The following is a 3,841-nucleotide window of genomic DNA, read 5'->3' on the forward strand; positions in this document are numbered from 1 at the left end:
GCGTCTCACGAGGCCACCGCCCCCGAGGCGGTGGCCTCGTGAGACGCCCCGCGCACGTCACCTCGGGCCCCTTCGCACCGCCCGAGCCCACCCGTACGCTCACCGCGGTCTCCGCCGACGGCGCCCGGCTGCACGTCGAGGTGCACGGGCCCGAGGGTGCCCCGGCCGTCGTCCTCGCCCACGGCTGGACCTGCTCGACCGCCTTCTGGGCCGCGCAGATCCGCGCCCTGGCCGGGGACCACCGGGTCGTCGTCTACGACCAGCGCGGCCACGGCCGTACGGCGGCGAGCCCGCTGTGCTCCGCCGACGCGCTCGCCGACGACCTGGAAGCGGTGCTGGAGGCGACGCTCGCCCCGGGCGAGCGGGCGGTGCTGGCCGGGCACTCCATGGGCGGGATGACGCTGATGGCCGCGGCCGGCCGCCCCGCGCTGCGCGAGCACGCGGCGGCGGTGCTGCTCTGCTCCACCGGCAGCTCCCGGCTGGTCGCCGAGTCGCTGGTGGTGCCGCTGCGGCCGGGCCGGCTGCGCACCCGCCTCACCGCGGCCGTCCTCGGCTCCCGGGCCCCGCTCGGCCCGGTCACACCGGTGGCGAAGAGGGTCCTGCGGTACGCGACGATGGGCCCGGGGACCGCGCCGGAACGCGTGGAGGCGTGCGCCAGGATCGTGCACGGCTGCGCCCGGGGCCCCCGGTACGCCTGGTCACAGGTGCTGGCCGGGCTGGAGATCGACGCCCGGGTACGGGAGTTGACGGTGCCCACCGCCGTGGTGGCGGGCACGGCCGACCGGCTCACCCCGCCGGTGCACGCCCGCCGGATCGCGGCGGCGCTGCCCGACTGCGTGGGCCTCACCGAACTCACCGGCGTCGGCCATATGACGCCGCTGGAGGCCCCCGAGGTCATCACGGGACGCCTGCGTGAACTGGTTCGTACGTATGTGGGCGTCGAGGAGGACGTGGCATGAGCAGGGTGAGTCTGGAGGGGCAGGTCGCGGTCGTCACGGGCGCGGCCCGGGGCGTCGGCGAGCTGCTGGCGCGCAAGCTGTCGGCGCGCGGCGCCCGGGTGGCGCTGGTCGGCCTGGAGCCGGACGAGCTGAAGCGGGTGGCCGCGCGGCTGCACACCGAGGCCGAGTCCTGGTTCGCGGACGTCACCGACCACGAGGCGATGGCGCGGGTCGCGGGCGAGGTCAAGGAGCGGTTCGGCAAGGTCGACATCGTGGTCGCCAACGCGGGCGTCGCCTCGGGCGGCCCGTTCGTGGACTCCGACCCCGACGCCTGGCGCCGTGTCATCGAGGTGAACCTGATCGGCGGCGCGGTCACCGCCCGCGCCTTCCTGCCCGTCCTGATGGAGAGCCGGGGGTACTTCCTCCAGATCGCCTCGCTCGCGGCGATCACCCCGGCGCCGATGATGACGGCGTACTGCGCGTCCAAGTCGGGCGTGGAGGCCTTCGCGCACAGCCTGCGGGCCGAGGTGGGCCACAAGGGCGTACGGGTCGGGGTCGGGTATCTGTCCTGGACCGACACGGACATGGTGCGCGGGGCGGACCGGGACGAGGTGATGCGCGAGCTGCGGCAGCGGCTGCCGTGGCCGTCCAACCGCACCTACCCGCTGGGCCCGGCGGTGGACCGGATCGTGGCGGGCGTGGAGCGCCGCTCCTCGCATGTGTACGCCCAGTGGTGGCTGCGCGGGATGCAGTCGGTGCGCGGCTACCTGCCGGCCGTCATCGGTGCGGTGGGACAGCGCGAGATGCGCCGCTTCGAGCCCCGGCTCGGGTCGGTGAGCCGGGGTCTGGTGGGCGCGGGAGGCGCCGCCGACGAGCAGGAACGCACGCTCCGTGACCTTCCGTAACTGATCGAAATGCGCCTTATGTCCCCGCGTGCCACGCTGGTCGAGGCCCGGCGGAGCCGAGGGAACAGCCCCGGCACCCGGCCCCTCAAAACCTCGTAGGAGTGAACTCGATGGGCATCAAGGACCAGTTCCAGGACAAGGCGCAGCAGGCCCAGCAGAAGGGCAAGCAGGCGATGGGCTCCAAGAAGGACCAGCAGCAGGAGCGCGCCCGCCAGGGCCAGCAGAAGGGCCGCGAGCTCCCGGACGAGGCCCAGCGGGCCTCGCAGGAGCAGCAGGACAAGTTCGACATGGACTACGACGCCTAGTCGCACTCCGGTGAACGGAGGTGGCGCGTCCCGGGTCGCCCGGGACGCGCCACTTCTCCGTGCGCGGGCTCGGTTCTAGTTCCCGTACGCCACGGTCACCGGCGCGTGGTCGCTCCACCGCTCCTCGTGCGTCGCGGCGCGCTCCACGTAGCCCTTGACCGCGCGGGCCGCCAGGCCCGGTGTGGCGAGCTGGTAGTCGATGCGCCAGCCCGAGTCGTTGTCGAAGGCCCGGCCGCGGTAGGACCACCAGGAGTACGGGCCCTCCTCATCGGGGTGGAGGCCGCGCACCACGTCCACGTAGCCGCCGTCACCGGCGTCCAGGACGCGCGAGAGCCACTCGCGCTCCTCCGGCAGGAAGCCGGCGTTCTTCCTGTTGGCGCGCCAGTTCTTGAGGTCGGCCTCGCGGTGGGCGATGTTCCAGTCACCGCAGACGACGACCTCGCGCCCGTCGGCCGCCGCCCGGGCGCGGAGCTCCTTGAGGTAGGGCAGGAACTCCCCCATGAACCGGTACTTCTCGTCCTGCTTGGCGGTTCCGGCCTCGCCGGAGGGCAGATAGAGGCTGGCCACGGTGGTGCCGGGCAGGTCCGCCTCCACATACCGGCCGCTGCCGTCGAACTCGGCGCTGCCGAACCCGACCCGCACCCGCTCGGGCTCGCGGCGGGTGTAGAGCGAGACCCCGGCCCGGCCCTTGGCCGCGGCGGGGGCGTGCACCACGTGCCACCCCTCGGGCTCGCGCACCTCGGCGGTGAGCTGCTGCGGCTCGGCCCGCACCTCCTGGAGGCACACGACATCGGCGTCGGAGCCGGCCAGCCACTCCAGGAACCCCTTCTTGGCGGCGGCGCGAAGCCCGTTTACATTCACAGTGGTAACAGTGAGCACCCGCGCACCCTATCCACCCGGTCACCGTGATCGCCTGCATAGAAGTACGCTCTACCGCATGCATATACGTACACGGGGGTACGACCACCCGGACGCCGTGAAGCTCAACGACCAGGTGCAGCTCGAATACGCCGAGCGCTACGAGGACGAGGGCGACGCCACGCCCCTGGACGCCTCGATGTTCCGGCCGCCCCGCGGGCTCTACGTGATCGCGTACGACGAGCGGGACCGCCCGGTCGCCACCGGCGGCTGGCGCAGCCAGGACGAGAACGCCGAGGGTTACTCGGACGGCGACGCCGAGCTGAAGCGCATGTACGTCGTGCCGGAGGCCCGGGGCCTGGGGCTGGCCCGGCGCATCCTCGCCCTCCTGGAGGACGACGCCCGCGCCGCGGGCCGCACCCGGATGGTCCTGGAGACCGGTGACCGGCAGCCGGAGGCGCTCGCCCTCTACGCCTCCAGCGGCTACGCGCCCTGCCCGAAGTTCGGCTACTACCGCCACTACCCGAGCAGCATCTGTTACGCCAAGTCCCTGCTGCCGTGATGCCGCCGGGCCGCCCGGACGGGCGGCCACGGGGTCACCGGCCCCGGGCCGGCTTTGTCATGAGCCCATCCCCCACCAGCGGTTAGGCTGCTGACCGCACGCGCACCGCACGGGGGATCACGTATGAGCGACGACACACTGCCCGAGCCGTCCCAGCTGCCACTGTCGCCGGACGAGCTGAAGCGGCACCACTCCGAATGGGCCGCCGGCCTCACCAAGGCCCCGCCCGCCGACAGCTATGTGGACCCCCTCACCCCGGTCCCGCTGCGCCCG

Annotated in this window: 5 protein-coding genes; 4 read left to right on the plus strand and 1 reads right to left on the minus strand. The window is 73.4% G+C overall.

The annotated features are described in order from the left end of the window. Positions 1 to 38: 38 nt before the first annotated feature. The 3 genes from ACJA3G_RS32390 (at position 39) to ACJA3G_RS32400 (ending at position 2,148) form a co-directional block, all read left to right on the plus strand. Positions 39 to 959, plus strand: a complete 921-nt coding sequence (locus tag ACJA3G_RS32390) for an alpha/beta fold hydrolase (protein WP_406556604.1) — start codon at positions 39 to 41, stop codon at positions 957 to 959. Beyond that, entirely contained in the window at positions 956 to 1,843 is an 888-nt protein-coding gene (locus tag ACJA3G_RS32395; RefSeq protein WP_406556605.1) for an SDR family oxidoreductase, read from the plus strand. Before ACJA3G_RS32390 ends, ACJA3G_RS32395 begins: the two co-directional genes overlap by 4 nt. Positions 1,844 to 1,953: 110 nt before the next feature. Then, positions 1,954 to 2,148 carry a hypothetical protein gene (locus ACJA3G_RS32400; RefSeq protein ID WP_406556606.1) on the plus strand — a complete coding sequence of 65 codons (195 nt, stop codon included), beginning with the start codon at positions 1,954 to 1,956 and terminating at the stop codon, positions 2,146 to 2,148. 75 nt (positions 2,149 to 2,223) lie between these two features. Here the strand turns inward: ACJA3G_RS32400 and xth are convergent, their stop codons facing one another. Continuing rightward, a complete protein-coding gene (xth, locus tag ACJA3G_RS32405; protein WP_406556607.1) occupies positions 2,224 to 3,027 on the minus strand; it encodes an exodeoxyribonuclease III in 804 nt (267 codons plus the stop codon). Positions 3,028 to 3,085: 58 nt separating this feature from the next. On the opposite strand from xth, the gene ACJA3G_RS32410 reads away from it, so the two are divergent. After that, positions 3,086 to 3,568 (plus strand): GNAT family N-acetyltransferase, encoded by a 483-nt coding sequence (locus ACJA3G_RS32410; RefSeq protein ID WP_406556608.1) that lies wholly within the window; start codon positions 3,086 to 3,088, stop codon positions 3,566 to 3,568. Positions 3,569 to 3,841 lie beyond the last annotated feature (273 nt).

The organism is Streptomyces sp. YS-3, assembly GCF_045257485.1.
Taxonomy (GTDB): Bacteria; Actinomycetota; Actinomycetes; order Streptomycetales; family Streptomycetaceae; genus Streptomyces.

Coding starts and splice junctions, on each gene's coding strand:
- ACJA3G_RS32395 (WP_406556605.1), top strand. CDS start 956: ATGAGCAGGGTGAGTCTGGAGGGGCAGGTCGCGGTCGTCACGGGCGCG.
- ACJA3G_RS32400 (WP_406556606.1), top strand. CDS start 1,954: ATGGGCATCAAGGACCAGTTCCAGGACAAGGCGCAGCAGGCCCAGCAG.
- ACJA3G_RS32410 (WP_406556608.1), top strand. CDS start 3,086: ATGCATATACGTACACGGGGGTACGACCACCCGGACGCCGTGAAGCTC.